At 61.6% G+C, this 5,242-nt stretch carries 5 protein-coding genes; 2 read left to right on the top strand and 3 right to left on the bottom strand.

Features of this window, described 5'->3' with window-relative positions; genetic code table 11:
* Window positions 1-61 precede the first annotated feature (61 nt).
* On the top strand, window positions 62-499 hold the full coding sequence (locus ACXJ7R_RS24340) for a c-type cytochrome (RefSeq protein WP_457154059.1): 438 nt from the start codon (window positions 62-64) through the stop codon (window positions 497-499).
* A 9-nt stretch (window positions 500-508) separates the two neighbouring features.
* On the top strand, window positions 509-1,459 hold the full coding sequence (locus ACXJ7R_RS24335) for a c-type cytochrome (RefSeq protein ID WP_457154058.1): 951 nt from the start codon (window positions 509-511) through the stop codon (window positions 1,457-1,459).
* Between the two features lie 88 nt (window positions 1,460-1,547).
* Here ACXJ7R_RS24335 and ACXJ7R_RS24330 read toward each other — a convergent pair whose 3' ends face one another.
* The 3 genes from ACXJ7R_RS24330 to ACXJ7R_RS24320 form a co-directional block, all read right to left on the bottom strand.
* Window positions 1,548-1,949 carry an SET domain-containing protein gene (locus ACXJ7R_RS24330; RefSeq protein ID WP_457154057.1) on the bottom strand — a complete coding sequence of 134 codons (402 nt, stop codon included), beginning with the start codon at window positions 1,947-1,949 and terminating at the stop codon, window positions 1,548-1,550.
* A gap of 151 nt (window positions 1,950-2,100) precedes the next feature.
* Window positions 2,101-2,727, bottom strand: coding sequence for a LysE family translocator (locus ACXJ7R_RS24325; RefSeq protein WP_457154056.1), 627 nt, complete (start codon window positions 2,725-2,727; stop codon window positions 2,101-2,103).
* Entirely contained in the window at window positions 2,724-4,847 is a 2,124-nt protein-coding gene (locus tag ACXJ7R_RS24320) for a S9 family peptidase (RefSeq protein ID WP_457154055.1), read from the bottom strand. Before ACXJ7R_RS24320 ends, ACXJ7R_RS24325 begins: the two co-directional genes overlap by 4 nt.
* Window positions 4,848-5,242: the final 395 nt, after the last annotated feature.

Below are 5,242 nucleotides of genomic sequence, written 5' to 3'. Positions count from 1 at the left end.
GTTAACGTCCTGTCCCGAAATGCCCTCATCCCCAAAATACCTTCATCATGGAGCCAATTGAATGAGAAAGCTTGTCATCGCCATCTCAATGCTCGCCCTCGCGGCGTCGGCGGCCTTTGCCGACCCGATCCTCGATCGGCAGGCTCTGATGAAGGAGCGTGGAAAGATCGTCGGCGGCATTTCCAAGGTGGTAAAGGGCGAGGAGCCTTTTGATGCCGCGGCTGTGCTGACGGCCCTGCAGGCACTGCAGGCGAATGCCGAGAAGGTCGATGTCGACGCGCTGTTCCCTGCCGGCAGCGACACGGGCGACACCACGGCTGCGCCGAAGATCTGGGAAGACATGGCCGGCTTCAAGGCGGCCAACGACAAATTCATCGCCGACGTCAAGGCAGCGACCGCTGCCGCTCCCGCAGACGTCGATACGTTGAAGGCGCAATTTGACACCATCGCGTCCAACTGCGGCACCTGCCACCAGACCTATCGAGTGAAAAAGGGCTGATAGCGGGCCATGCCCTGGCTGAAAAAGCTCGTCGGCGCCCTCGTCGTTCTGGGCGGCGTCGGCGCGGTTGCCGGGTGGGTCCTGTCGGCGCCGGTGAGGCTCGACAGCGAGACCCTGGCCAAGCTCGGCCCTGGCGACGTGGCCAGGGGCAAGCGCATTTTCTATGCCGGCGGTTGCACCTCGTGCCATGCAAAGCCGGGGTCGAAGGGCGATGCCCGCCTACAGTTGGTGGGTGGTCTTGCGCTCAAGACGCCATTCGGCACCTTCGTGCCGCCCAACATTTCGCAGGACCCCAAGGACGGCATCGGCGCATGGTCGGTCGAGGACCTCGCCAATGCCATGCTGAAGGGGGTGTCGCCGTCGGGTGAGCATTTATATCCGGCGTTCCCCTACGCGTCCTACGCACGCATGAAACCGGGCGACATTGCCGACCTCTATGCCTTCCTGAAAACGCTGCCGGCCGTCGCCGGCAAGGCGCCAGCCAATTCGCTGACGTTCCCGTTCAACATCCGCCGCGGCATCGGCCTTTGGAAACTGCTTTATCTCGGCGATCAGCCGGTCGTTTCGCTTCCCGAAGGCACGCCTGATCCGGTGATGGCTGGTCGCTACCTGGTCGAAGGGCCGGGTCACTGCGGCGAATGCCACACGCCGCGCGACTTTGCGGGCGGGACGAAGAAGAACGAGTGGCTGGCGGGCGCCGTGGCCGCCGAAGGCACCGGCATCGTGCCGAACATCACATCGGGCGAGGGCGGCATCGGCAACTGGTCCGAAGCCGACATCGCCAACTACCTCGAGACCGGGTTCACGCCCGATTTCGATGCGGTCGGCGGCGCGATGGTCGACGTGCAGAAGAACATGGCCGAACTGACCGCAGGGGATCGTGCGGCGATCGCCGCCTACCTCAAGGCGGTGCCGCCGCATCCCAACGGTTATCCAGCGCGCAAGAAGACGGCGAACTGACACACGCCGCCCAAACTGCTCAGCGGTTTGGCTTGCATTAAGACAACAGCTGAAGCGCAGCGCGCGACTCTCGTCAGGTGCTATGTGGTCAGTTGTCGGACGCCGGGTGGCGGTCGCCCAGAAAGTCGAAGCCCGTCTCGAAGAAATGGTTGTAGTTGCAGGTCAGTTCCTCGCCAGACGCGATGTCGCGCAAGGCGTAGGTCTCCTCAGGCGACGAGACATCGCAATTCGGCTCGTCGTCATGGTTCATGTATCGGGCGTCGTCGGCTTCGAAGACGATGTAGGACGGATCACGCCGGTCCGGGTAGGAATAGCGATCGAGATAGTTCTTCACCGGCCCGGTCTCGCCCTCATAGGTCTCGACGTCGATGATCCGGTCGAAGCGGGGGTCGAGCTTCCAGATCAGCGTGCCCTTGGGGATGTGGTGCTTGGCAAAAACGCCGATGCCCTGGATCGGCGATTTGTCGAGATAGACGTCGACGAGCAGCATAATGGACCCTTGTGCGAGTGCGGGCTTCGTCGCCCGGGAAAGTCGTGCCTTGGGTAGCGCGCGACCATCGCAATTGCGAGGGGAAATGAGCGATGCGGAATTCAAAAAGTCATGATCGCTGAACCCAAAAGTGAACGTCGTGTCCGCAGCCTCAGCGTTGCTGCAAGGCCAGACGGACGCCCAAAGCACAGTAGATGCCGCCGACAATCTTGCCTTGCCACTTGAGCACCCTCGGATTTCGGCGCAGGAAAGTGCCAAGCCGACCGGCGCTCACTGCAAAGACGACCGTGCTGAGAAGACCCAGCATGACGAAGATGACCCCTAGTGTGGTCAACTGAAGCATCACCGACCCGTTTTCAGGCCGCACGAACTGGGGCAGGAACGCAAGGAAGAAAAGCGCGGTCTTGGGGTTGAGCACTTCGGTCAGGATAGCCTGTCGAAACGCCTTGCCGGCGGAGATGGCAAGTGCGCCGGCAGCCGGGTTGGCCGGCATTTTCTCGATGATCGCCCGAATGCCGAGATAAACGAGATAGGCGGCGCCAATGTACTTTACGATGCTGAACAGCGCCGCCGAAGTGGCGATGATCGCCGATATGCCGACCATGGCCATGACCGTGTGAAACACGTCGCCGGCCGCGATCCCGGCACCGGTCGCTATGCCCACCTTCGTTCCAGAGCTCGTTGCCCGCGCGACGGTAAGGAGGGYGGCTGGGCCTGGAATGAAGACAAAGCCGAGCACAACCGCGATGTAGGTTGTCAATGTTGACAGATCGATCATTGGCGGTTCTCTCCTGTAAGCTGCGCCTTGCCCATCACCTTCAGTGCGAAGGAATAAGTATAGGCGATCTCCTCCAGTCGCGAAAACCGGCCGGAAGCGCCGGCGTGGCCTGAATCCATGTTGATCTTGAACAGCACGGGATTGTCGCCGGTCTTGCGTTCGCGCAGCCGTGCCACCCATTTGGCCGGTTCCCAATAGGTGACGCGCGGATCGGTGAGACCGGCCAGCGCCAGGATCGGCGGATAGTCGAGCGCGGCGACATTGTCATAGGGCGAGTAGGCGGCGATGGTTCGGTAGTCGTCGGCGGACGCGATCGGGTTGCCCCATTCCGGCCATTCCGGCGGCGTCAGCGGCAGGCTGGCGTCGAGCATCGTGGTGAGCACGTCGACGAAGGGCACCTCGGCGACGATGCCGCCAAAACACTCCGGCGCCATGTTGGCGATGGCGCCCATCAGCATGCCGCCGGCCGAGCCTCCTTGCGCGACGATGCGGTCATGCGTCGTATAGCGCTCGGCAACGAGGTGGCGCGCACAGGCGATGAAATCCGTGAACGTATTCATCTTGTGCGCCCGCTTGCCGTCATCGTACCAGCCATAGCCCTTGTCCTTGCCGCCGCGGACATGAGCGATGGCAAAGACAAAGCCGCGGTCGACCAATGAGAACCAGTTGGTGTTGAATGCGGCCGGCACCGTGATGCCATAGGAGCCGTAGCCGTAAAGCAGGCAAGGTGCGGATCCATCCAGCGGCGTGTCGCGGTGGTGGAGAAGCGAGATCGGCACCAGTTCGCCATCGGCGGCTGGCGCCATCAGCCGCCTGGTGACGTAGTGATCCTGGTCATGGCCGGAGGGCACTTCCTGGGTCTTGAGCAGGACCCGCTCGCGCGTGCGCATATTGTAATCGAACACCTGGGCCGGCGTCGTCATCGACGAATAGGAAAAGCGCATGATCTCGGTATCGTACTCATAGGAGCCCGACAGGCCGAGCGAGAAGGCCTCCTCGTCGAGGGACAAAAGATGCTCCTCGCCGCTGCTGCGGTCGCGCACGACGATGCGCGGCAGGCCTTCCTTGCGTTCGAGCCGGACCATGTGGTCCTTGAAGCCGATCACCGACAGGATCAGCCGGCCAGGTTCATGCGGCACCAGTTCCTGCCAGTTGGCGCGCACCGGATCGCTCACGGGCGCGGTCATGATCTTGAAATCCTTGGCGCCATCGGCATTGGTCAGGATGAAGAAGATGTCGCCGCCTTCTTCCAGATCATATTGAAGGCCGGTCTCGCGTGGTGAAACCAGCTTCGGTTCCGCAAACGGGTCGCTGGCGGGCATCAGGCGGTATTCCGAGGTCTCGTGATCGTTGATGCCGATCATGATCCATTCGTTGTTGCGCGTGCCGTCGACATTCATGAAGAAGCCGGGATCGCTTTCCTCATAGATCAGCCGGTCGCTTTCGGGGCTTTGCCCCAGCGCATGGAACAGCACCTTGGACGGGCGGTGGTTGGGATCGAGACGCGTGTAGAAGAAGCCGTCATCGCCGGCGTTCCAGACGCCTGAACCGCCCGTGTCGGGAATCCGATCGGCGAGATCCCTGCCATCGTCAAGGTCGCGCACGCGAAGCGTGTAGAATTCGGAGCCCTTGTCGTCGAATGCCCACAAGAGCTTGCGGTGGTCGGCCGAATGATCGACGCCGCCAAGACGGAAATAGGCCTTGCTCGCCGCCTCCGCATCGCCATCAAGCAGGATCTGCTCGGAGCCGCCGTCGCGCGGCATGCGGAAATAACGCGGCTGCTCGCCGCCAAGCTTAAAGGATGAGCCATAGGCATAGGGTCCGTCCTTCATCGGTACGGAGGAATCGTCTTCCTTGATGCGGCCCTTCATTTCCTTGAAAAGCTGCTTCTGCAACTCGGCCGTGTCGGCCATCAGTTTCGACTGATAGGCGTTCTCGGCCTCGAGCTCGGCGCGGATCCCCGCATCGAGCAATGACGGATCCCGGAACATCTCCTGCCAGTTGTCGGCCCGCAGCCAGGCATAGTCGTCGGTTCGCGTGATGCCGTGATGCGTGTCGGAAACCGGCCGTTTCTCGGGCGCTGGCGGGCTGGCGTGCGGAAATGCGGAAGTGCTGGTCATTGCGTCTCGCTTTGCCGATATCTTGAATGGGGAAGCATCTTGAATGGGGAACTATCTTGAATAGCGAATGAACACGCCCATCAGGTCGGGTTCAAGAGCCGCAGCTTAAGGGTCGTGTCGGCTCCAGATGGTGCCGGGAGGAGAGATGATGAATATATATCGTCGGATTGCGGCAGCTTTCGCCGTTGCTTCGCTAACTCTGGCTTTTGCCGGCCAGTCTCATGCGACCRTATTCGCGGCTTGGCAAGTGGCCAATGTGCCGTTCGGTGACATGCTCAATGTGCGCAAATACCCTTCGGGCACATCCCAGAAACAGGCGGCGTATCCGAACGGAACCGTTCTGCAGATGACCGGACGATGCACCGGCGGGATAAACCTGCTCGACATCGCCAATC

The sequence above is a fragment of the Mesorhizobium sp. P5_C1 genome, from assembly GCF_054049815.1.
The sequence above is the reverse complement of the archived record's forward strand: the minus strand, read 5'-3'. Positions and strand labels throughout refer to the sequence as shown.